At 49.3% G+C, this 22,792-nt stretch carries 20 protein-coding genes, 2 pseudogenes and 1 riboswitch; of the genes and pseudogenes, 20 read left to right on the forward strand and 2 right to left on the reverse strand.

The window, feature by feature from the left end; translation table 11 throughout:
- Nucleotides 1-208 precede the first annotated feature (208 nt).
- The 20 genes and pseudogenes from ACZ481_RS11775 (at nucleotide 209) to hfq (ending at nucleotide 20,086) form a co-directional block, all read left to right on the forward strand.
- Nucleotides 209-1,456 carry a competence/damage-inducible protein A gene (locus ACZ481_RS11775; protein WP_464770325.1) on the forward strand — a complete coding sequence of 416 codons (1,248 nt, stop codon included), beginning with the start codon at nucleotides 209-211 and terminating at the stop codon, nucleotides 1,454-1,456.
- 14 nt (nucleotides 1,457-1,470) lie between these two features.
- Nucleotides 1,471-3,051: a DEAD/DEAH box helicase gene (locus tag ACZ481_RS11780; protein WP_464770326.1), complete on the forward strand. Its 1,581-nt coding sequence runs from the start codon at nucleotides 1,471-1,473 to the stop codon at nucleotides 3,049-3,051.
- Between the two features lie 134 nt (nucleotides 3,052-3,185).
- Nucleotides 3,186-4,256: a recombinase RecA gene (gene recA, locus ACZ481_RS11785; protein ID WP_464770622.1), complete on the forward strand. Its 1,071-nt coding sequence runs from the start codon at nucleotides 3,186-3,188 to the stop codon at nucleotides 4,254-4,256.
- Nucleotides 4,257-4,262: 6 nt separating this feature from the next.
- Entirely contained in the window at nucleotides 4,263-4,706 is a 444-nt protein-coding gene (locus ACZ481_RS11790; protein ID WP_464770327.1) for a regulatory protein RecX, read from the forward strand.
- Nucleotides 4,707-4,873: 167 nt separating this feature from the next.
- Nucleotides 4,874-6,418, forward strand: a complete 1,545-nt coding sequence (gene rny, locus ACZ481_RS11795; protein WP_464770328.1) for a ribonuclease Y — start codon at nucleotides 4,874-4,876, stop codon at nucleotides 6,416-6,418.
- Between the two features lie 221 nt (nucleotides 6,419-6,639).
- Nucleotides 6,640-7,101: a hypothetical protein gene (locus ACZ481_RS11800; protein ID WP_464770329.1), complete on the forward strand. Its 462-nt coding sequence runs from the start codon at nucleotides 6,640-6,642 to the stop codon at nucleotides 7,099-7,101.
- 174 nt (nucleotides 7,102-7,275) lie between these two features.
- Nucleotides 7,276-7,536 (forward strand): stage V sporulation protein S, encoded by a 261-nt coding sequence (locus tag ACZ481_RS11805; RefSeq protein WP_075755210.1) that lies wholly within the window; start codon nucleotides 7,276-7,278, stop codon nucleotides 7,534-7,536.
- 115 nt (nucleotides 7,537-7,651) lie between these two features.
- Nucleotides 7,652-9,166, forward strand: a complete 1,515-nt coding sequence (locus ACZ481_RS11810) for a leucyl aminopeptidase (RefSeq protein ID WP_464770330.1) — start codon at nucleotides 7,652-7,654, stop codon at nucleotides 9,164-9,166.
- Complete coding sequence (locus ACZ481_RS11815; protein WP_464770331.1) at nucleotides 9,163-9,999, forward strand: PHP domain-containing protein; 837 nt, start codon at nucleotides 9,163-9,165, stop codon at nucleotides 9,997-9,999. Before ACZ481_RS11810 ends, ACZ481_RS11815 begins: the two co-directional genes overlap by 4 nt.
- Nucleotides 10,000-10,063: 64 nt before the next feature.
- Complete coding sequence (locus ACZ481_RS11820; RefSeq protein WP_464770332.1) at nucleotides 10,064-10,891, forward strand: Asp23/Gls24 family envelope stress response protein; 828 nt, start codon at nucleotides 10,064-10,066, stop codon at nucleotides 10,889-10,891.
- 22 nt (nucleotides 10,892-10,913) lie between these two features.
- Nucleotides 10,914-11,207: pseudogene (locus tag ACZ481_RS11825) on the forward strand (DUF3870 domain-containing protein); the annotation flags it as partial.
- Nucleotides 11,113-11,628, forward strand: a pseudogene (locus ACZ481_RS11830) (sulfite exporter TauE/SafE family protein); the annotation flags it as partial. The pseudogenes ACZ481_RS11825 and ACZ481_RS11830, both read left to right, overlap by 95 nt.
- Nucleotides 11,625-11,993 (forward strand): sulfite exporter TauE/SafE family protein, encoded by a 369-nt coding sequence (locus ACZ481_RS11835; RefSeq protein WP_464770333.1) that lies wholly within the window; start codon nucleotides 11,625-11,627, stop codon nucleotides 11,991-11,993. The pseudogene ACZ481_RS11830 and the gene ACZ481_RS11835, both read left to right, overlap by 4 nt.
- Before the next feature lie 30 nt (nucleotides 11,994-12,023).
- Nucleotides 12,024-12,158, forward strand: coding sequence for a hypothetical protein (locus ACZ481_RS11840; RefSeq protein ID WP_464770334.1), 135 nt, complete (start codon nucleotides 12,024-12,026; stop codon nucleotides 12,156-12,158).
- Nucleotides 12,159-12,200: 42 nt separating this feature from the next.
- Nucleotides 12,201-13,550, forward strand: coding sequence for a tRNA (N6-isopentenyl adenosine(37)-C2)-methylthiotransferase MiaB (miaB, locus tag ACZ481_RS11845; protein ID WP_464770335.1), 1,350 nt, complete (start codon nucleotides 12,201-12,203; stop codon nucleotides 13,548-13,550).
- A 27-nt stretch (nucleotides 13,551-13,577) separates the two neighbouring features.
- On the forward strand, nucleotides 13,578-16,187 hold the full coding sequence (mutS, locus tag ACZ481_RS11850) for a DNA mismatch repair protein MutS (RefSeq protein ID WP_464770336.1): 2,610 nt from the start codon (nucleotides 13,578-13,580) through the stop codon (nucleotides 16,185-16,187).
- Nucleotides 16,184-18,019 (forward strand): DNA mismatch repair endonuclease MutL, encoded by a 1,836-nt coding sequence (gene mutL / locus ACZ481_RS11855; protein WP_464770337.1) that lies wholly within the window; start codon nucleotides 16,184-16,186, stop codon nucleotides 18,017-18,019. Before mutS ends, mutL begins: the two co-directional genes overlap by 4 nt.
- Before the next feature lie 9 nt (nucleotides 18,020-18,028).
- Nucleotides 18,029-18,850, forward strand: a complete 822-nt coding sequence (locus ACZ481_RS11860; protein ID WP_464770338.1) for a class I SAM-dependent methyltransferase — start codon at nucleotides 18,029-18,031, stop codon at nucleotides 18,848-18,850.
- Entirely contained in the window at nucleotides 18,838-19,773 is a 936-nt protein-coding gene (gene miaA, locus ACZ481_RS11865) for a tRNA (adenosine(37)-N6)-dimethylallyltransferase MiaA (RefSeq protein WP_464770339.1), read from the forward strand. The genes ACZ481_RS11860 and miaA overlap by 13 nt, the downstream gene beginning before the upstream one ends.
- Nucleotides 19,774-19,816: 43 nt before the next feature.
- Entirely contained in the window at nucleotides 19,817-20,086 is a 270-nt protein-coding gene (gene hfq / locus ACZ481_RS11870; RefSeq protein WP_464770340.1) for an RNA chaperone Hfq, read from the forward strand.
- Between the two features lie 228 nt (nucleotides 20,087-20,314).
- Here hfq and ACZ481_RS11875 read toward each other — a convergent pair whose 3' ends face one another.
- Nucleotides 20,315-20,518 (reverse strand): TOBE domain-containing protein, encoded by a 204-nt coding sequence (locus tag ACZ481_RS11875; protein ID WP_371381369.1) that lies wholly within the window; start codon nucleotides 20,516-20,518, stop codon nucleotides 20,315-20,317.
- Nucleotides 20,519-20,841: 323 nt separating this feature from the next.
- Entirely contained in the window at nucleotides 20,842-22,644 is a 1,803-nt protein-coding gene (locus ACZ481_RS11880; RefSeq protein ID WP_464770341.1) for a glutathione S-transferase family protein, read from the reverse strand.
- Nucleotides 22,627-22,750, reverse strand: a riboswitch (molybdenum cofactor riboswitch). It overlaps the preceding gene by 18 nt.
- Nucleotides 22,751-22,792: the final 42 nt, after the last annotated feature.

Below are 22,792 nucleotides of genomic sequence, written 5' to 3' on the forward strand. Positions count from 1 at the left end.
TTTTTTGTCCCCCGCAGAATTTATAAAATTCGAGCTGTAATCTAAGGGATAAGAAAAATTTTGCCCTAATGGCACAGGCGGCTTCTGCCGGCGTCCTGTGGGACTGCATAACCTAATAAATTCTTGTACTAATTTTTGTCGCAAATGGTATTAATTAAAGGGAATAATTAACCGGGCCGCGAATGCATTATTGTCAGGAGGGAAAGTAATGATTGTAGAACTGGTGAGTACCGGCACAGAGTTGCTTTTGGGTCAGATTACTAACACCAATGCCCCTTTTTTGGCAGCCCGGCTGAATGAACTGGGGTTTAGTGTATTATATCAGACAACCGTTGGCGATAACCGGGAGCGGATGAAGAGAGTGCTGCAAACAGCCTTGGAACGGGCTGATATTGTGATAACAAGCGGGGGTCTAGGCCCTACGCAGGGGGACATAACGAAAGAAGTAACCGCGGCGGTGCTGTCCAGGCCGATGTGCTTTCATGCCGACAGTGCGGAGCGGATAAAGCGCTATTTTGCCGACCGCCGGCTATGCATGTCCGATAATAATCTGCGGCAGGCGATGATGCCGGCAGGGGCAAAAATTGTGGAAAACACTTGCGGCACAGCCCCCGGCGTCATTGTCGAAGACGACACAGGCGGAAAAATAATTATTAATTTACCGGGACCGCCCCATGAGCTGGCCGCTATGTTTGAAGCCTCAATTATTCCGTATCTTACAGAGCGGTATGGCCTGCAGGGGGCTATTGTATCAAGGGTATTGCGTACATATGGGTTAGGTGAATCGGCCCTGGAAGAAAAAATCAAGGCTTTTATCCTGGCTCAGTCTAACCCGACAATTGCCCTGTTGGTGAGAAAGGGTATAATCAATGTCCGGCTTACGGCCAGGGCCGCTGATGAGACCGCCGCTCGGCAGCTGATAGCGGCGCTGGAGGACCAGATCCGGCCGTTATTGGGCGAATATATCTTTGGGGTTGATGATGACACCCTGGAACAGGCTGCAGGCCGGTTGTTGCTGGCCAAGGGTTTGAAAATAGCATTGGCCGAATCCTGTACCGGCGGTCTTGTTACCAGCCGGATTACCGATGTTCCCGGTAGCTCACAGTATGTAATCGGATCTGTGGTTTGCTACAGCAACGAGATCAAGATGGCCCAGGTTGGCGTGCCGGCCTCTGTCCTGGCGGCCGAAGGCGCTGTAAGTCAAAAAACAGCCGCAAGCATGGCCCGGGGCATTAAAGCAAGGTATGCCGCTGATGTTGGCCTCAGTATAACCGGCATTGCCGGTCCCGGCGGCGCCACCGACGGCAAGCCTGTCGGCCTTGTCCATATCGCTATTGACGGCCCGGCAGGAACTGAAAGTTATCAACATTATTTTAATGGCAGTCGCACAGACGTTAAGCACCGAACGGCTCTTGCCGCTCTTAATCACTTGCGTCAATATCTGCTTACACTATAGGAGGTTTTTTAATAATGAAAGATGCAGTAACTTTATTTGGTGATATAGCATTAAGCAAAAAAACAGCAGCGGCAATCACGGCTATGGGCTTTGAAGAGCCGTCGCCAATTCAGAGCCAGACCATTCCGCTCGTATTAGCCGGGCATGATGTTCTCGGTCAGGCTCAGACCGGTACCGGCAAAACAGCAGCCTTCGGTATTCCCATCATGGAACGGATTGCGGAAGCCAAGCAGATTCAGGCCCTGGTGCTTACTCCCACCCGGGAGCTGGCGATTCAGGTGTCGGAAGAGTTGGCTAAAATAGGAAAATTTAAACGGATAAAGACGTTGCCCATCTATGGGGGGCAGGCAATTGAACGTCAAATCCGCTCTCTTAAACTAGGCGTGCAGGTAATCGTAGGCACCCCCGGCCGCCTGCTTGATCATATCCGCAGGAATACAATCAAGCTTGATCATGTCAGAATCCTGGTCATTGACGAAGCCGATGAAATGCTGGATATGGGTTTTATCGATGATATTAAAAACATCCTGCAGCACGTCCCTGACGAACGGCAGACCCTGCTATTTTCAGCGACAATGCCTGCAGAGATCATGGCTTTGGCCAATAAGTACATGAAGGACCGGATAACGGTAACCATCAGCAAGGAGCAGCTGACAGTACCGCTGATTGATCAGATCTATTATGAAACCCGTGATAAACTTGACGGCTTATGCCGGGTGCTGGATTCAGAGACCGTTGGCCGGGTCATTATATTCTGCCGCACCAAAAAAGGGGTGGACGATCTCGTTGCGTCATTATCCACGCGGGGCTACATCTCCGACGGTTTGCACGGCGACCTGAGCCAGGCCCAGCGTGACCGGGTTATGAAAAAATTCCGGGATGGCAAGCTGGATATTCTGATTGCCACTGATGTTGCGGCCAGAGGGCTGGATATTGAGCATATTACCCATGTTATCAACTATGATATACCCCAGGACCCTGAATCCTATGTTCACCGCATCGGCCGTACAGGCCGCGCCGGTAAAAAGGGGGTAGCGATAACCTTTATTCAGCCGCGCGAATACAGGCAGTTAAAGCTGATTGAAAAAGAAGTGCGAACCCGTATCCTGCGGCGGCAACTGCCATCCCCGGCCGATATCCTGGAGCGGCAGAGCGAGATTATAAAAAATCAGCTGACCCAGACGATTACGCGCGGCGGGCTGGATGCCTACAGCAGCATCGTTGCCGATCTCGCAACCGACTATGATCCGATTGACCTGGCGGCGGCCGCGCTGAAACTCTTCCAGGAGGGGTATAAGGAACAGGCCATTATTGAGAAACAGGAGCTGCAATTTGGCAATACCGGCGCCGAACCGGGCATGGTGCGCTTATTTATCAATGCCGGCCGGGCCCAGAGAATCCAGCCGCAGGATATAGTCCGCACCATTGCCGAGGAGGCTGATATTCAGGGGAGCATTATCGGCTTGATTAATATTTATGACAAATTTACTTTTGTTGAGGTCCCCGAAAGCGTCGCCGAGCGGGTGCTGTCAGTTATGAATAAAAATACAATTAAGGGCCACCGGGTTAATATTGAACCGGCTAAAGGGCGTTAGTAGCTGAAAAAGATAACCTGCAACCAGTAAGATTGTTATTGACAAAACGAACAAATGTTTGTAAAATGGTGATATAGTTGCGGGGGAGGTCTCAGGTAATGGATAAGGCTAAAGATTTTGAGAAGAACCGGGAAATGGATAAATTCAAAGCCCTTGAGAATGCGATGCGCCAGATAGAAAAAGATTTTGGCAAGGGTGCGATTATGAAGCTGGGCGAAGCGGCGGCCAAAATGAACCTGGAGGTTATTCCCACAGGGTCCTTACCCCTTGATGTCGCGCTGGGGGTAGGCGGGGTGCCGCGCGGCCGGGTTGTAGAAATCTTCGGCCCGGAATCATCAGGTAAAACGACTGTATCCTTGCATATTATCGCTGAGGCGCAAAAATTGGATGGGATTGCCGCTTTTATTGATGCCGAGCATGCCCTTGATCCGGTGTATGCGAAAAAGCTGGGGGTTGATATTGATAATCTTCTCATTTCCCAGCCGGATAACGGTGAACAGGCGCTGGAGATTGCCGAGGCGCTGGTGCGCAGTGCGGCTATTGATATTATTGTTATTGACTCGGTCGCGGCTTTAGTGCCTAAGAATGAGATTGACGGTGATATGGGCGACTCCCATGTTGGCCTGCATGCCCGTTTAATGTCTCAGGCCTTGCGTAAATTGACCGGTATTATCAGTAAATCACGGACTACCGTTATTTTTATTAATCAAATCAGGGAAAAAGTCGGTGTCATGTTTGGCAATCCGGAAACAACTACCGGTGGGCGGGCGTTAAAGTTTTATGCCTCCATCCGTTTGGATGTCCGTAAATCGGAGAGCTTAAAGCAAGGCAATGATGTTGTCGGCAACCGCACGAAAGTAAAAGTTGTTAAAAATAAAGTGGCGCCTCCTTTTAAACAGGCAGAATTTGATATCATGTATGGCGAGGGGATTTCCCGGGAAGGCAGCCTGGTCGATATTGGGGTTAAGCTTGAGATTATCAATAAAAGCGGCGCCTGGTTTTCTTATAAAGACCAGCGGCTGGGCCAGGGCCGGGAAAATGTAAAAGAGTTTTTAAAGGATAATCGTCAGATTGCCGATGAGATAGACCGTAAAATTCGGGAAATGCTGTTGGCCGGCGGTGATGCCCAGATTGATCATGCCCTAAGTGACGAATTGTTACCGAACAATGGGGATGAAGATAAAGACGATGTTTTTGAGGCTTAAATCAATATGAATATAGTTGATGCTGCCGTTAACATGTTAAGGTTTAGGTCCCATAGCCAATATGAACTTGAACAAAAGCTTCTCAACCAGGGGTATGATGAACTGGCGGTAAACCAGGCTATTCAATATGTTGCTGAGCGCGGCTATCTTAATGATGCCGCGCTTTGTGATGCGCTTGTGGAGCGATATGCGGCCCTGAATAAATATAGCCTGCGGGAGACCTCCCTGCGCTTAAGGCGCAGAGGTTTGCCGGCAGACTTAATTGCGGCCAAGCTGACAGACCTGGACGGGGAGTTTGAATTCCAGGCTGCTTTCAGACTGGCTGCCAGGCATTTCTGTGCGGAAAACAGTGAGGATAGGAACAAGTTAATACGCCGTCTGGCAGCCAAAGGATTTAAGGCCGGGACGGTCCGTAAAGTTTTAGAGCGCCTTAGAGATATGGCTCCTTGACACTCATTTGAAAAACATTTAAAATAAAATTATCCAATCGTGCACCACAGCAAATCTATTAGGTACTTTTAGGAGAGCTTGAATGCTGATAAGGCAATTGAAGAGCTACTTTTAAGAGCCGAGTTTAACTCGGCTTTACCCTTAATACCAGTATTTTAAGTAAGGAGGTGGAACTTATAGTAGAGGTTATTATTACCGCAATTATCGTCGGTCTGTTGGGTGCCGGCGCCGGCTACTGGGTACGCAAGAATATAGCTGAGGCAAAAATTGCTTCGGCTGAGCATGCAGCAAGAAAGATTGTCGAGGATGCTGAAAAATCCGGTGAATCCAGGAAGAAAGAAGCGCTAATCGAAGCCAAGGAAGAAATTCATAAATTAAGAAATGAACTTGAACGAGAAATTAAGGACCGGCGCACAGAACTTCAGCGTTTAGAACGACGCCTGGTGCAAAAAGAAGAAAATCTTGACCGAAAAATTGATTCCCTCGAAAAGAAGGAAGAAATTCTCAGCCGTAAAGAAACTGAGATCGATAAAAGCCAGGAAAAGATTAACGAACTGTATAGTAAGCAGCAAACCGAACTCGAAAGGCTGTCCGGTTTAACCTCGGAAGAGGCCCGCTGTTTACTGCTGGCCAATGTGGAAGAAGAAATCAAGCATGAAACGGCCATGTTAATCAAAGACCTGGAACAACAGGCCAAAGAAGATGCGGATAAGAAAGCCAGAGAGATTATATCGTTAGCTATTCAGCGCTGTGCCGCCGATCATGTTGCAGAGACGACCGTATCTGTGGTTGCTTTGCCTAATGATGAAATGAAAGGCCGGATAATCGGGCGCGAAGGCCGCAATATTAGAACCCTGGAAACACTTACCGGAATTGATTTGATCATTGATGACACACCGGAGGCAGTTATTTTATCCGGGTTTGATCCTGTCCGTCGGGAAGTTGCCAGGATTGCCCTGGAAAAACTTATCGTAGACGGCCGAATTCATCCTGCCCGTATCGAAGAGATGGTTGAGAAGGCACAAAAAGAAGTTGAACAGAAAATTAAGGAAGCAGGCGAACAGGCCACATTTGAAACCGGCGTTCACGGCCTGCATCCAGAACTGATAAAACTTCTCGGAAGGTTAAAATTCCGTACCAGTTATGGTCAGAATGTACTTAAACACTCGATCGAAGTAGCCCATTTGGCAGGTGTTATGGCAGCGGAACTGGGTGTAGACGTCATGTTGGCTAAACGTGCCGGTTTATTGCACGATATTGGCAAGGCTGTAGACCATGAGGTCGAAGGCCCGCATGTAACAATTGGCGCTGATCTGGCCAAGAAGTACCGTGAGTCGGCCGAAGTGATCAATGCTATTGCTGCGCACCACGGAGATGAAGAGCCTAAGACGATTCAGGCTGTGCTTGTCGCCGCGGCTGATGCCGTCTCGGCCGCCCGGCCAGGGGCCCGCAGAGAAACTCTAGAAAGCTATCTTAAGCGATTAACACGATTGGAAGAAATTGCTGAATCATTTGATGGCGTAGAGAAATCTTTTGCGATTCAAGCGGGTCGCGAAATTCGTATTATGGTTAAGCCTGATAAGATTGATGATTTAACAGCTGTTCGTTTAGTGCGGGATATTGTCAAGAAGATTGAAGGCGAGCTTGAATATCCGGGGCAGATTAAAGTGACAGTGATTCGTGAAACCCGGGCTGTTGATTATGCTAAATAGAGAGTAAACGACTATGTAAAACGGCTTTACCAGCAGGTAAAAGCCGTTTTTTAGCTTTTTTCCCAGAAATTTAAAGCAGGATTTACATATCTTCTAGAGAATAGTTACAACAGAACTTTACACGCAATTATTTATATACAAACATTGGACGGTGAAAACAGATGCCTGAACTTTGCCAAAGCGACCAACAGGTTTCCGATGGAGCAAACCTTCTTATATCTATGCTGGTGCGCTATCCGGAAATAGGTACAATTAATTTTGATCCTGAGGCTAATTCACTTACTCTTACTTTTATGATTGCCGGCATTCCCACTGCAAAAGAGTTTGAAACCGCCAAACGGCTGCTCATTCATAGTATTGCCGCCTATCACTTGCTGGAAGGGGTTACAGACAGCATGATTGATGTTGAGCTAAGTTCCTATGAGCAAGTGGCTATTTTAACTGTGCTGCGGGACGTGCATACTATGTCGCGCGGAGAAATCGGGCTGACGATTAAACTGCTGCGGGAGAGGTTTGCCGAGCGGCTGGTTGCCGACCGCAATGATGCGATGCTGGAGGAAGATCTGCTGCTGCAGGAAGAAGTTATTGAAGATATGCTGGAAAATATGCGTAAACAGGATAATGATGACCACAGCCTGATTGGGATTCGTGAAGACGGACGTGTTTTTGTGTTTAATAAATAACGCTGCCGACAATTTGTGCCGGAGATTATAGATAAAAAACGGTTATATGTGCATTTGTTGTAATTATTAGATTTTTTTGTATATGGATAAAGGAATTTTTTCCCGTATAACGAATATATCTATTTTATAGGACTAATAACGTTTTTTTTTAATCAAAGGAGGGCACATAAAAACATGGATGTCTTGAAAGTATCAGCAAAATCCAATCCTAATTCTGTAGCAGGAGCCTTGGCCGGAGTGCTTAGAGAACGGGGGGGGGCCGAGATTCAGGCGATCGGTGCCGGCGCACTCAACCAGGCTGTAAAAGCAGTTGCCATTGCCAGAGGGTTTGTTGCACCCCATGGTGTCGACTTAATTTGCATTCCCGCTTTCACGGATATTCTTATTGATGGCGAAGAACGTACAGCCATCAAATTAATAGTTGAGCCCCGCTAAGACATTGCTGAATACTCAAAACCTGTTCTAGCTGAACAGGTTTTACTGTTTTAGTAGGACATTTTATGGCATAATATAATAATGTTTAGTGCTATCAACTACGAGGAGTGGAAAAATGAAAATTGAAGTAATTAATGGAGCTCTAATCGAAACTGTGTGTGACACCCTCATCATCACTCTGTTTGAAGGCAATAAGGGTCTGCCTGCCGGCAGTGCGGCCAGTAGTGCTGACAGGGCCCTGAACGGTCATATAAGCAAAATTGTTCAGGACCTTCCCACCGCCGGTAAATATGGAGAAACTACTGTTATCTACACTTTGGGCATGATCAGTGCTGAGCGCATCATTCTCCTGGGCTCAGGGAAAAAAGCGGACTTCACCCTGGAAAAAGCCCGGGCCCTGATGGCGGTTGCCCTGCGGAAGGCTAAGAAGCTGCATGCCAGACAGGTAGCTACCGGTATTAGTGATTTTGTTGGCAGCGGCGCTGCCGACTTCCGGGCTATGGCTCAAGGCGTGGCTGAAGGCGCAATCATGGGTTTATATCAGTTTAAGTGCTATAAGTCCGCTAATAACGATGGGCACAATATCGAACAGCTGTTGCTGGTGGAAGCCGGTGCCGGCCATATAACTGCCATTAATAAAGGGGCAGAGCTTGGCAAAACAGTGGCGGCAAGCGTAAATTATGCCCGTGACCTGATCAATCATCCGGCCCAGTATATGACTCCGGCCAAGATGGCCGGACAGGCGGAAGAACTTGCCCGGCAATATGGCTTAGAGTTCAGCCTGCTGGAGAAGGAAGACATGCAGCAGCAGGGGATGGGCGCATTGCTGGCGGTTGCCCGGGGCAGTGCCGAACCGCCCAAGCTGATTGTTTTAAAATATATAGGCGACCCGGCCAGTCAGGAAATGATTGCTTATGTAGGTAAAGGCATTACTTTCGACAGTGGCGGCATATCAATAAAACCCAGCCAAAACATGGACGAAATGAAGCGGGATATGGCAGGCGGCGGCGCTGTGCTGGGGGCGATGATGGCTATTGGTCAGTTGAAGCCCAAGGCGAATATCGTGGCCGTAGTGCCCTGCACCGAGAATATGCCTTCCGGCAGTGCCTACAGGCCTGGCGATATTATTACCTCCATGAGCGGGAAAACAATCGAAGTACTAAATACGGATGCGGAAGGCCGCTTAATCCTGGCAGATGCTGTCAGTTATGCCAAAAAGATCGGTGCCACTAAGATTGTCGATCTGGCAACATTAACCGGCGCCTGCGTTGTGGGGCTGGGTACGGTCTACTCCGGCGTCATAGCCAATGACGGCGAGTGGTGCCGGCGTGTTCTGGCAGCCGCCCGGCAAGCCGGTGAAAAGATGTGGGAACTGCCTAATGACGAAGAATATCTTGAGCAAATAAAAAGCTCCATTGCCGATCTTAAAAATAGTGGCGGCCGGGCAGCAGGCACAATTACCGCCGGCTTATTTATCGGCCAGTTTGCGGATAAGACACCCTGGGTCCATATTGATATCGCCGGCACCTCGGATGCAGACAAAGTGAAAGGCTATAACCTGAAAGGGGGAACGGGAGCCGGTGTCCGGACCTTGATTCAATTAGCCACCGCACAACCCGGCAGCTTATGACAGCTGATTTGCATATCCACTCTACCGCCTCCGACGGCCGCCTGTCGCCGGGGGAAATTGTGCGTCAGGCTATGGCGGCCGGTTTAAGTCATATTGCCATTACCGACCACGATACCGTTGCGGCCCATCTGGAACTTAGCCAAGCCGGGATTACGGCAAGCAGTGCCGCCAGGCTGACAATTATTCCGGGTATTGAGTTTAGTACCGATGTGCCACGGCATGAAGTTCATATGTTAGGTTATTTTATCGATGTTGATCATAGGCGGCTGCGGGAGCAGCTGGACATTATCCAGGAGGACCGGTTGCTGCGGGCAAAAAAAATGGTCAAAAAGCTTAATCAATTGGGCTATTTGCTCGATTATGATAAGGTAGCCGAGTTTGCCGGCCCGGCCATGGCTATAGGCCGGCCCCATGTGGCCCAGGCTTTGGTAGCCGCCAATTACTTTACCACGGTAACAGAGGCTTTTGCTGTCCTGCTGGCGAATAACGGACCGGCCTATGTCCCCCATTATAAGCTGCCCCCTGAACAGGCCATACAACTTATTAAACAAGCCGGCGGTATCGCTGTCTTGGCCCACCCCGGCTTAATTGGTGATGACAGCCTGGTTCTTAACATGATTAACGCCGGTGTGGGGGGACTGGAAGCTTTTCATCCTGAGCACGATCAGGCGATGACTGATAAATATATAGCTATCGCCAATAAATACAAGCTAAAAATAACAGGTGGTTCGGACTTTCATGCTATACCTGGCCGGTATCCCGAGAAGATTGGTGAATTTACCATTTCGACTGTCCTGGTTGATACTCTTCAAGGTAATGTGAGTTTTACTTGACAACACCTGCAAAGGTGTTTATTTTTATGTTATATCCTATTATACTTTTACCAGGAGGCTGCCTATGGATATCTTCGCTTTGGTGGGGTCAAGCGGAACAGGCAAAAGCCATCGGGCCTTGATTGTGGCACATGAGCACAATGTTGATACAATCATTGATGACGGCTTGCTCATTAAAGACAGCAAGATTGTTGCCGGCCATTCAGCAAAAAAGGAACCCAGTAAGATCAGAGCTGTAAAACGTGCTATCTTTATGGAGCCTGATCATGCGGCTGAGGTTAAAGCGGCGATTGCCAGGGTAAGGCCTGAACGCATTTTAATTTTGGGCACATCGGAAAATATGGTGGAAAAAATAGTGGATGTTCTTGATCTGCCGCCGATCAGCAAAATAATCCGGATTGAAGATATTGCCACCAAAAATGAAATTGCCAAGGCGCGGGAGAGCCGTTTAAAAGAAGGCAAACATATTATTCCGGTCCCCACGATTGAGCTTAAACCTCATTTTTCCGGTTATTTGATTGACCCGCTCGATATATTTTTTAAAAAGCCCCGCTCCCGGCAACGACGTAAGCTTGGTGAAAAATCAATTGTCAGGCCGACTTTCAGTTATTACGGCAAGCTGCTGATTTCCGATGCCGCCATTGCGGCGCTTGTGGATTATGTGGCGACAAGTGACGCCAGTATTACTAAAGCTGGTCAGATTACGATTAAAAACTCTCATGACCGGGAAAAAGGCATCTCCATTTCGCTGGATGTAACAATAAAATATGGTCAGTCGATCTGGAATGTTGTCCATGAGGCCCAAAAGCGGATCAAAAAAATTGTGGAGTATATGACAGGGATGGTAGTTAGGGAAGTGAATATCGCAGTTAAACGTCTAAGTATTGAATAATTGAAGATAAGGCGGGAAAAGCGTGGAAAAAACTCAGGGTAAACAGATTCTTTTTTCCGGTTATGCCAAATTGCCTACCGGGATTACAGCCAGTGAAATCTATAAAGTAATTGGTGTAGTACTGCTTGTTAATGAAGATACGGGCGAGATTATCCAGGCTGATTGCACGCTGGCGACAGCGGTGGCGCGGAATCATGTTTCGTCTATTCTCGTGGGCAAGCAAATTGCCAATCCCGACTATCTGGTCCGGATTGTGGATACAACCTATCAGGGAAGCGCTAAAAAAGCGATTATTACGGCCATTCGCATCATTTATGACAAATACCGCAGTTATAAGGAGGGTTTGGCCCCCAGTGCAATTGACTGACAGGGGGGACGGCATGTCTGAGAAGGTAAAGTTTTCCGGTGTGGGTTTTTTTGTGGGCATTCTCAGTGGTTTGCTGGGCGTAGGCGGCGGCATTTTTATTGTGCCGATTCTGGTAGCCTATTTCGGCCTTACTCAGCATATAGCGCAGGCAACATCTATGGCTATCGTTGTGCCTACCAGTTTGGTCAGCAGTCTGATTTATGGTTTTCATGGCAATATGGATATCCCCCTGGCTCTAAATCTGATCGTGGGCAGTATTTGCGGCGCCAGTATCGGTGCCCGGGTAATGAAAAAGATACCAGCCGTTCGCTTAAAGCAGTTATTTGGTATTTTGCTGATGCTGGTCGGGCTGAGGATGGTGCTGGCATGATTCAGGTACTTGTTGTTTTTGCTATGGGGCTTGGGGCCGGTATACTCAGTGGTATGCTGGGGGTCGGCGGCGGTGTGGTGCTGGTACCGATGATGGTGTTTATATTAGGCATAACCCAGCATACGGCGCAGGGGATCTCGATGCTTGTTATTATTCCCACAGCTATTGTCAGTGTGTGGCATTTTCATAAAGCTCAGCTTATTAATTATCAGGCCGTGCCGTACATCGCCGCCGGGGCCGTGGCCGGGGCCTTAATCAGTGCTAATTTTGTCCAGGATGTACCGGCAGATGAGCTTAAACGAATTTTTGGGGTGTTCGCTATTTATTCAGGGCTGAAAATGGTTGTAAGCACCCGGAAAAAATAGTGGTCGGGCGCGGAAATGTTCAGCCCCAGGATGAAGACTTCGTTATATATAGCTGCTCTTGTAGGGCAGCTATTATATTTTGCCGTTACCAGGCACAGCGGCAGCAATACCAGGGCGGTTATGGCCGGCGTTAATGGCAGAAATTTGTACAAGTCCGGCATTTAGGCTATAATTAATTTTACAATACCGCAATTGGAGCTGAAACAGATGGAAGCTAACGATTACAAACATAAAGCCGCGCCTAAACTCTTTTATACGGAAACCTACGGCTGCCAGATGAATATTAATGACTCGGAACGTCTTGCCGGTCAATTAAGAACAATTGGCTATGAGGAAACGGAGCAGGTGGACAAGGCAGACTTAATTTTAATCAATACCTGTTGTGTCCGCGAAAGCGCCGAAAAGAAAATCCATGGCCGCATTGGTGAGATGAAACGGCACAAGCTTGTCAATCCTAATGTCATTATCGGCGTTGTCGGCTGCCTGGCCCAAAAGGATAAAGAAAAAATACTCACTGCATTTCCTCATGTAAATTTAGTGATGGGTACCCATAACACCCATCAGCTTATTGAAGTCATTAGCCAGGTAGAGCAGAGCCGGGAGCCTGTACTGGCAGTATGGGACCAGGCGGAGCGTTTGGCGCCTGATGTTCCTACCGTGCGCAAGGGGCAAATATCAGCCTGGGTGCCGATTATGTACGGCTGCAATAATTTTTGTACCTATTGCATTGTCCCTTATGTCCGTGGCCGTGAACGGAGCCGGCCCCTGGCGGATATTGTGGCTGAGATCCGCCAACTGGGGGCAGCGGGCTTTAAAGAAGTAACCTTGCTGGGGCAGAATGTCAACTCCTATGGCAAAGACAGCGGGACGGCGATTACTGATTTTGCCGATCTGCTGCAGGCCGTGGATCAGGTTGAGCCAATCGCCCGGATCCGCTATATGACCTCCCATCCGCGGGACATGAATGATAAAGTGATTGAAACAATCAAAAACAGCAAAAAAATTTGCGAGCATTTCCACCTGCCTGTCCAGTCCGGTAATAATGACATCCTGGGACGGATGAACCGCGGTTACACCACCGAATATTACCAGCGTCTTGTCAATCATATCCGCCGGCTGATGCCCGGTGCCAGCGTGACAACTGATTTAATAGTAGGATTTCCCGGTGAAAGTGAAGAACATGTTATAGAGACCCTGAATTTTATCAAAACGATCAGGTATGATGCCGCCTATACTTTCCTCTATTCCCAGCGTTCGGGGACCCCGGCCGCCGGCTATCCCGACCAGGTGCCGGTAGCGGAGAAAAAAGCCAGGCTTAATCAATTGATGGCGGTACAAAATGAAATTAGCCTCCAGATTAATAAACAGCTTGTCGGCACCAGCGTAGAAGTACTTGTCGAAGGCCCCAGCAAAAACGATGAAACTAAACTCATGGGGCGGACCCGAACCAATAAGATCGTATTGTGGGCAAAAGCCGGGGCGGAAAAACCCGGCGATTTAGTCAATGTCCAAATTGACACCGCTCAAACCTGGGTTTTAAAAGGCTGTTTGGTTTAACTTCCAGCGGAGAGGAGAATTTACAGCATGTCTATAAGCTACACCCCGATGTTAGAGCAATACCGGGAAGTAAAGAGCAGGCACAGCAATGAGATCTTGTTTTTCCGGTTAGGCGATTTTTATGAGATGTTTTTTGAAGATGCCGAGGTAGCGGCCCGCGAACTGGAGATTACCCTGACTTCGCGGGAGGGCGGCCAAAATACCCGGGTCCCCATGTGCGGTGTACCCTATCATGCCGCTGACAACTATATCGCCAAATTAATCAACAAAGGCTTTAAAGTGGCTATTTGTGAACAGGTGGAGGATCCCAAACAGGCCAAAGGCATTGTCAGGCGGGAAGTTGTCAAAATTATTACCCCCGGTACGGTTCTGGCCGAAACCGCGCTGCCTGACAAAGCCAATAATTATCTGGCGCTGCTGTATGAGGAAGCAGATGAATTATGTTTGACAGCCGCCGATATATCAACAGGGGAGTTTGTATGGGCCGTTTTTACCGGCAGTTCCCGGGCTAATCTTGTTTGCGACCAGTTGTACCGCCTGCTGCCGGCGGAATTAGTTCTGGCAGGCAAGCTGGAAGGCCTTGCCGGCATTAGCAGTTTTCTGGCCCAAAGAGTGCCGGCCTGTGCGGTGACCACCCTGACTAACGCCGACCTTACCGTGGCATCAGCGCTGCCCGGACAGCACTTTGACGGCGGAACGCTCCCGGCCAGCCCGGCGGTGCAGACCGCCATCGGTTATCTGCTGTATTATTTGCATTATACCCTCAAAAGCGACCTTTCTCATATCAATAAACTGGCCGCCATCAATACGCAGGATTTTCTGCTGCTGGATGCCTCCACCCTGCGTAATTTGGAAATTACCCGCAATATGCGCGACGGCGGGCGCAAGGGAACTTTGCTGGCGGTTCTGGATTTTACCAAAACCGCCATGGGCAGCCGGCTGCTCAGGAAATGGCTGGAGTTCCCCCTGCTAAACCCTGTCGCCATCGCTAAACGCCAGGATGCAATCAGCGATTTGCTTGATAAACGGGCTGTGCTTGATGAAGTAAAAGAACTGCTCAGCGATATCTATGATTTTGAGCGCATTTTGACCAGGATTGAGGTCGGCAGTGCCAATGCCCGGGATTTGACGGCGCTGCGAACCTCGCTGGCTGTGCTGCCGGCCATAAAACTGGCCTTGCAGCAGTGCCAGTCCGGCCTGTTAACCGGTATCGGCAGTGAGATTAGAAGCCATGCGGATGTAGCCAACATGATTGCGGCGGCGATTGTCGATAATCCGCCGTTTGGTGTCCGCGACGGGGGCATTATCAGAAGCGGGTACGACCTGGAGCTGGATGAGTTGAGGACGATTGCCAGAGACAGTAAGCAATGGATTCAGGACCTGGAAATGCGGGAGCGGGAAACGACAGGGATTAAATCCCTTAAAATCGGCTATAATAAGGTTTTTGGCTATTATATTGAAGTAACCCATGCCAATACCGGTGCCGTACCGGCTTATTATATCCGCAAGCAGACCCTGGTTAATGCTGAACGCTACATAATGCCGGAACTAAAAGACTTTGAGACGAAAGTGCTTGGGGCGCAGGAGAAAATTGTAAATATCGAATACCAGTTGTTTGCCGGCATCAGGGACTATATAAAGGAACGCATCAGTGAAATTCAACAGACGGCAAGGCACATTGCCCAGCTGGATGTAATTATGTCCCTGAGCGAGGTTGCCGCCCGCTATGGCTATACCCGGCCCGAGCTGAATCAGAAAAAGGAGATTATCATTAAAGATGGCCGCCATCCGGTGGTGGAGCGGCTGTTAACCGGTGAGATGTTTGTACCTAATGATACCTGTTTAAACCACCGCGACAGTGAAATCATGATTATTACCGGTCCCAACATGGCCGGTAAGTCAACCTATATGCGGCAGGTAGCCCTGCTGACCATTATGGCTCAGACCGGCAGCTTTATTCCGGCGCGGGCAGCGTCAATCGGGCCTGTTGACCGGATTTTTACCCGGGTTGGGGCCAGTGATGACCTGGCGACAGGGCAAAGCACCTTTATGGTCGAAATGACGGAAGCCGCCCAAATCATTAAATTTGCCACAGCCAACAGCTTAATTATCCTGGATGAAATCGGCCGGGGGACCAGCACCTTTGACGGCATGAGCATTGCCAGGGCGGTTGTCGAATACATAAAAGACAGGGTGAAGGCGAAAACATTATTCGCCACTCACTACCATGAGCTTACCGAGCTGGCCGAATACAGCAAAGTAATTAAAAATTTTTCGGTAGCGGTTAAAGAGCGGGGCAATGATATTGTTTTTTTGCGCCGGATCGTACCGGGCGGGGCGGATAAAAGCTATGGCATTCATGTTGCCCAGCTGGCCGGGCTGCCGAAACGCATTATTGAGCGGGCCCAGCAGGTTTTGCAGGAGCTGGAGCAGGCCAAGGGCCAGGGCGGGGCTGTTTATGAACCTGCGCCGCCGGCAGCAGGCAAAGCGCAGCCTGCGGCTGCGATATCCCTGTTTGGCTCAGGTATTGCCGATGAAATCCTGGCGCTTGATGTAATGACCCTGACCCCCCTGGAGGCCCTCAATACCTTGTATAAATTACAAAATAAAGCCAGAGAGGAAAGCGGCAGCATATGAGTGAGCAGGTAATCCGTGTATTAGATGAAAATACGGCCAATAAGATTGCTGCCGGTGAAGTGGTTGAGCGGCCGGCCGCGGTGATTAAAGAGCTTGTTGAAAACGCAATTGACGCCGGCAGCAGGCATATTGACATTGAAATTACCGATGGCGGCACCCGCTTCATCCGTGTTACCGATGATGGCAAAGGGATGAGCCATGAGGATGCCCAACTGGCTGTAAAACGTCATGCCACCAGTAAAATCCGCACAGCTGAGGATTTAACGGCCATTTATTCCCTGGGCTTTCGCGGCGAGGCATTACCCAGTATTGCGGCCGTGTCCCAATTTACCCTGACAACCCGTTTGCCTGATGAACCCCTGGCGAGCTATGTTGAAATTCATGGGGGCGTTCCCGTGGATGTCCGCGAAGCGGGGGCCGGTCCCGGCACCACAGTGGTTGTTGCCGATTTATTTTTCAATACCCCGGCCCGCCGCAAATTCCTGAAATCCCCTGCGGCTGAAAGCGGTCATATCAGCGATATAGTCACCAAGCTGTCGCTGTCGCATCCGCAGATTGCCTTCAAATTGATCAGCAATCAGCGCCTGATTCTGTCTACCGGCGGCAATGGGCGGCTGGCAGATACGATTGCCGATATTTACGGGCACAAGGTTGTACCGGAGCTGATTGCGGTGGACTATAGCCAGGACGGCATTGCTGTGTCCGGCTATGTAGCCAAACCGGCCCTGCTGAAAAGCACCCGTCAGTGGCAAACCTTTATGGTTAACAAACGGGTGGTAAACAGCCGTATGCTGGCCAAAGCACTGGATAATGCCTATTTTTCCCTATTGCCGAAAAATGGCTATCCGCTGGCTGTGCTTGCCCTCCATATCCCGGTAGAAGCTATTGATGTCAATGTGCATCCGCAAAAAAAAGAGGTTAAGTTCAGTGATGACCAAAAGATATACAGGGCATTATATAAGGCGGTCTCCTCCAGTCTGGTCCTGCCGGCCGCGCAGAATCAGGCGGCTGCAACCGTTCCCTTTAACCCGCCCCCGGCCCTTAGCCCGCAAAATGGGACCGGCGGTATGGCCGAGCCGCCATATGCCGGTTACAGCAGCCGGACAGGCGGACCGGGGCCGGCCGCCGGGGCCGGCAGCACCCGGCAATGGGCGCCGGCTTTATGGCACGAGGAGAGTGCCACCCTGGCCGAGGTCAGACAAGCGATTAAGCAGGAGGAACAGCTAATCGTAAGAGACGAGGCTGCTGACAGGCCGCAGGCAGCCTCGCCTCTGTACCCTTTGGGCCAGGTTGAGGCCTGCTATATTGTAGCCCAGGGGCCGGACGGCCTGTACATTGTTGATCAGCATGCCGCGCACGAACGCATACTTTATGACCGTATGAGCCGGTCCAAAGGCCGGGTGCCGGCGCAGCAGCTGTTAGTAACGCCATTCCTGGAATTTACCGCCGGTGATTGTGATATGATAGCCGAGAACCGGGAGATTTTTTATCAGCTGGGGTTTACGCTGGAACAGGCCGGCGCGGATACTATGCGGTTAAGCGAGATGCCTGTAGATATTCCCCTGGCTGATGCCGAGCCGGTAATACGGCAGATTTTAAAGCTGATAAACGAACTGCATCAGCCCACTGCGCAGGAACTGCGCCATGCTTATTTGCAGATGGCAGCCTGCCGCAGCGCCATCAAGGCGGGGGATACGCTTACTATGCGGCAGATTCAGGCCTTAATCAGCGAACTGTATACAACTGAGTTGCCCTACACCTGCCCCCATGGCCGGCCGACAATTGTGAGATTTGGGCCGGAGGAGCTGGCAAAAATGTTTAAACGGACATAAGGGGATTCTATGAGTTTAATCGTCACAACAGCGCAAAAGCCGACACCCGCTGTCGTCCAGCTGGCGCGGGATATAGCCGCCCGGCTGGGCGTGCCGTTTGTCCCCCGGGAGCGGTATTCCCTGGCCGTGCTTAAGGAAAAATACGGGGACTGTGATGTAATTGTGGCTGCCGCCAAGGGGCCTGTCATCCATACTGCCGCCGGTGAGTACTTTTTTCATATAAGTATGGCTGAGTTGCGCATAAAAAACTTAATAAATGGAAAACATGACCATATGGTGAATGCCATGGGGCTCCGGGCCGGGATGTCTGTGCTTGACTGTACCTTAGGCCTGGCGACAGATGCCATTGTTGCCAGTTATGTGGCCGGGGCGGCCGGGGCGGTGACCGGACTGGAAAGCTCGCCGGCAATTGCCCTGGTAACCGGCTACGGCCTGCAGCACTTTAGCGTTGATTCTGACGTTGATATTACCGATTCTTTACGCCGGATACAGGTGAAAAACGCTGCCTATGATCAATACCTTGCTGCCCTGGCTGATGACAGTTTCGACATTGTTTACTTTGATCCCATGTTTCGCAATCCCCTCTACAAAAGTTCCAATGTAAACCCGATCAGGACACTTGCCAATAGAAACCCGCTTACGCCGGCGGCCATTCAACAGGCTTGCCGGGTTGCCAGGCAAAAGGTAGTGGTAAAAGAGGCAGCCGGGAGTGGCGAGTTTGCCCGTCTGGGGTTAGTGACAACGGTGGGCGGCAAATACAGCCGTGTACAATACGGGATCATTGACTGCCGGTCACAGACCAGCAATGGAGGCCAGCCATGGAGCGTTTAATTGTTATTATTGGCCCCACGGCTGTGGGAAAAACGCAAATAAGCATTGACCTGGCCAAACGGCTGCAGACACAAATCATCTCCGGCGATTCCATGCTTGTATACCGGGGGCTGGATGTCGGCGCTGCCAAACCCGACAGCAGCGAGCGCAGCGGGGTTGTCCACCATCTGATTGATATCCTGGACCCCTGGGAAGAGTTTAATGTCGTTGATTTTCAGCATTATGCGCAAACATTAATTACCGAGCTCAATCATGACGGACTTATTCCGATTTTAGCCGGCGGCACCGGACTGTATGTCAGGGCCTTACTTGAGGGCTATCGTTTTAACCAGGCGCCAAGCGACGAGGGACTGAGGCAAAAATTGCTTGGTTTGGCAGCGCAATTCGGTAATCAGTATCTGCATACCCTGCTGGCACAGGTACAGCCCGAAACTGCAGCCAGGCTTCATCCCAATGATCAGCGGCGGGTAATCCGGGCGCTGGAGGTGCATACCCTGAGTGGCGAGACGGTTTCTCAGGCTAAGAACGCGCCGAATCAGCTCCTGTATGATGCGGTTGTCATTGGCCTGACGATGGAGCGCGCCGCCTTATATGAGCGGATTAATCAACGGGTCGACCGCATGCTGCAGCAAGGGCTGGTCGCAGAGGTAAGGAGACTTCTCGGCCAGGGAGTCACGGCCAGCTGTCAGGCTATGCAGGGGATTGGCTACAAAGAAATTGTTGAGTATCTGGCTGAGGGCGGGGATTTGCCGCTTGCTGTCAATAAAGTGAAAAAAGCGACCCGCAATTTTGCCAAACGGCAGATGACTTTTTATCGGCAAATGCCGTATATAACCTGGTTTGATGTAGGTGACCGCAATAATTACGATAAAACGTTGGAAACAATTTACAATCATGTTGCAGGAACGTTTGGTCTAAGGTAAAATAGATGTGAGTGAGTAGAACATGAATACGGAGGGGTTTCATTTGACTAATAAAGTCATTAATCTGCAAGACAGTTTTTTAAATCAAGTACGAAAAGAAAACGTGCCGGTAATTATATATCTGGTTAACGGGTTTCAACTGCGGGGAGCCGTAAGGGGTTTTGATAATTTCACCGTAATTATTGAAAACGACGGTAAACAGCAACTTGTTTATAAGCACGCCATCTCGACAGTAACCCCCTTTCGCCCATTGTCCGCCAATCTGCACGAGAAAAAGGAAGAAGCTGCCAAAGCTGATAAAGCTGATAAATAGAAAAATGTCTTGCAGTACTCCGGGTATCATGCCTGGAGTGCTTTTCCTTTTAGTAATCGGATTTATGCGGCCTGAAGGGCAAAAAAAAACAGCCAGCCTAAGGCAAGCCGCTTTTTATCCTGCTAGAAAGGTTAACTTTCCCAGGATAAGGGCAGCATCGGCTTCCGCTTTCGCCAAAGGCTCGGCGCAAGCCGTGTTTTCTTTATCGTTCTTTATCGTTCTGCATCCCTATTTAAGCACCATCATCTCGGTGGCTTTAACCAGTGCCGTAACCTTGTCCCCCGGAGCCAGATTCAAATCTTCCACTGAGTCGACCGTAATTGCTGCTACCAGTTCACTGCCTTTATAATCCATGACAACTTTCGCCATGACGGCACCTTTTACCACTTCTTTTACGGTGGCCTCCAGTTTGTTTCTGCCACTGATTTTCATAAGCTGCAACTCCTTTATTTGGTAATTACTTAGCAACAATATAGCATATTAAATAATGAAAATCAATAAATATCGCAGTATTTATCGATTTTTAGCTAAAATACTAATATATATAACCATACCGAAGTATAGCTCTTAAATACGACGAAAAACTAGTAATATGATAACAATTATGTGAGTTCTGATTTGGTTATGTTAGTTGGCTTGGCAGGCTGGTATGATAGAAGCGGCGCTGCCGGCTCATAATAAAAAAACTACCCTGATTGGTAGTTTCTTTATTATGTCTGTAGATATTGCATTAAATACTTGTAATTTTTGGCAAATCACAATTCGACTGCCCAGTCGATCTCGCTGTATTCCGGGCTATTGTTGACAGGAGCCGGCTTGACGGCAGCATTTGCCATTTGCCGGATGGTAAGGGGAATGTTTGTTTTAGACAGGAACACCAGCTGCTTACCCTGCTGGCGGACCAGCTTGATCAACTTATAAAAGCAGCCATGACTAAATTTACAGCGCACATTGGCAAAAACAATATCGGCATGAAGAATCAGGGCGTCATCAAAACCGGCATCATCACCGGCGAGATAGGTAAAATGAGGCAGCTTGGCTTTTAATTTTGTCTGCCAGCTGTCGGTGCCGCCAATAACCAGGGCCTGCACCGGGGCCAGCAGTTTTACCGCGGCCTCGGAATCCGGCAACTGATCAGATATTGCTGTTAGGTTGCCGGCTGGTAGAGACCTGATGCTGCTGACCTTACCGCTGCGTCCATTCTGCGGCTGAGTGCTGGGTTTCACCAGCTTTTGCTCCTTGGCCATTGAATTCAGGACAAATTCCTGTTTGACCGCCAGGTTGTTAATTTCTTCTTCTTTGGCCGCAAGCAATTTGTTTTTTGCTGCTAACGCTGCTTTCAGCCGCCGGATTTCCAACTCGTTATCACTAAGCTGGTTTTTTAGATTAGCCACTTCGGCATGCAGATAAGCGGCATTATGCTCAAAATAATACTTTTTGGCTTTTTTATATTCTCTTACAAAGTCCAGCAGGTTTAAACCGAACATGACGAATTCGGCACAGTCCAATTCCATTTCTTCTTTACTCTTTTTTACCTGACCGGCGCGAAAGGTTTCAGCCGCCATTTTCACAATATACAGGCGGCAGAGGAGCTCTACATCCCGTTCCTTGATCTGGGCGATCAGGGTCGGTGACAACAGCGAAATACCCTCTTCTGATGAGAGATAGGCATTACAATGGGCCAAGCCTTCCAACAGGCGGTCATCCTGCCAGGGATCAAGATAATTATGATATATTTTTTGATAAATCACATTTTTTAGATAACGGGCCATCTTTTTGACTGCTGATTTATTTAGCCTGCTTTTTAATAAATTGATTTCCTGGGTATTGTCTAAATTACTGCTAATTGTTTGAATGATGGAAAGCAGTTCCGGATCCGATACTGTGACCGGCCGGCCGGCAACACAGGCTATAAACAGGGAAAACTTCAAAGTGGCTTGCAGCGGCAGGTCAATGGAAGGGTATAAGGTGATAAAGGAGCGGATATAGCGAGTGGCTGCCCCTGTCAGCAGATTGTGTTTGTAGCTGTCTTTTACCGGCTTGGAATAATAATGCGGTTTGATTACCCCGGCTAAATCAAGGGTTTCACAATCCCTGATATGGCAGTATAATCCATGCCAGCGCTTGGTCATAATCGCAATTACCTTTTTGAACAAGGGCGAGTTCTGACCGTCTTCTATCGCTGCCAGCAGGAGCCCTGAATATTTGGCGGCATAAATTTGCCGGTCGATGCCGCCGGTCGTAAACAGGGTATGTTTAGCATAAGGCGAGCGGGCGGCGGCGTTGTGGAAACGGATTTTGTCTGTCTCATAGAGCAGGTCGACTTCCTTATATGCTGAAGCCGTATCGGCTGCAAGCTGAATGAAAAGTGGGAGTGTATCCACTGTGATGTCATCAATTGTCAGCGTGAAAGCTGAGGTATCCATAAACAGCACCAACCTTTGCGATAAAATAATTGCCAGATCTTCCCTTGGAGAAGGCCTGGCAATTATTGTCCGGCGGCGGTTTCTTTGAACACAAAACAGACGCACCGATTGCGCCGCCTCAAAATAATGCATCCTTTCCAAAGAAAAACGGGAAGCATAGCGGTTTCCCGCTATACCGGTCGGCCGAGCGCCATGCCATGAAAGGGTTAGGCAAATCGGCTAAGGAGCAATATATATTTACATTATTGCAGTAAGCAACGGGCTTAGCCAATCCGGCAGT

The organism is Sporomusa intestinalis (genome assembly GCF_055383785.1).